Origin of the sequence: Streptomyces sp. NPDC051776, from assembly GCF_040681345.1 — a bacterium.
In the GTDB taxonomy this organism is placed as follows: Bacteria; Actinomycetota; Actinomycetes; order Streptomycetales; family Streptomycetaceae; genus Streptomyces.
On sequence record NZ_JBFAYQ010000174.1, the window covers coordinates 1 to 1,037 of the forward strand.

Consider the following 1,037-nt stretch of genomic DNA (forward strand, 5'->3'; position numbering starts at 1 on the left):
AAGGTCACCGTTCCCGTGGGCGTCCCGGCACCCGGCGCAACAGGGGCGACCGCAGCAGTGAAAGTGACCGCCTCCCCGAACACCGACGGATCGGGTGAAGACGTCACCGTCGTTGTTGTCGCGGCCGGTTGGACGATGTGCGTGTGAGTTCCGGTCGACGGTGCGAAGTTCCCGTCACCGTTGTAGGTGGCGGTGCCGCTGTAAGTACGCGCCGGGAGGGTGTCCGCGGTGACGGTGGCGATGCCGTTCGCGTCCAGGGGGACGGTGACGGTGCCGCCGCTGCTCTCGGTGAAGGTGACGGTGCCGGTCGGGGTTCCCACGCCGGGCGCGACGGGTGTGACAGCCGCTGTGAAGGTGACCGCTTGCCCGAAGACCGACGGGTCGGGGGCGGAGACGACGGCGGTTGTCGTCGCGGCACGATCAACGCTGTGCGTGTCGGTTCCCGTCGACGGTGCGAAGTTGGCGTCTCCGAAGTAGTCGGCCGTAACGGTGTAGTCGCCGGCGGGGAGCTTGTCGGTGCTGACGGAGGCGACGCCGCCGGCGAGAGCGGCGGTGAGGGACGGGCCGCCGCTGACGCTGAAGGCGACGGTGCCGGTCGAGGTTCCCGCGCCGGGGGCGAGCGGGGTCACCACGGCGGTGAGGACCACTGGTTGTCCGAAGACGGTGGGGTCGGGGGTCGAGGCAACCGTGGTGCTGGTCGTGGCCCGACCCACGGTGTGGGTGTCGGCGCCCGACGAGCCGGTGAAGGCGGTGTCGCCGTTGTAGGTGGCGGTCACCGAATGGGAGCCCACGGGGAGGGAGTTGAGGGTGAGTTGGGCTGTGCCGTCGACGTCGACGGGAACAGTTGTGGTTCCACCGCCGTCGCTGATCACGAACGTCACGGTTCCGGTAGGCATTCCGGTCCCCGCCCCGGTGGGCGTCACTTGGGCCGTGAAGGTCACGGGCTGTCCGAAGGCGGTGGGGTCGGGGTCGGAGGTGACGGTCGTGGTGGTCCCTGCGGGGAGCACGGTGTGGGTGTCGGTGCCGGTGGAGGTGTT

1 protein-coding gene is annotated in these 1,037 nt (G+C 69.9%); it reads right to left on the reverse strand.

Features of this window, described 5'->3' with window-relative positions:
* Positions 1-1,037: Ig-like domain-containing protein (locus AB0M26_RS31965; protein WP_365266564.1), on the reverse strand; the 1,037-nt coding region annotated here is incomplete at both ends.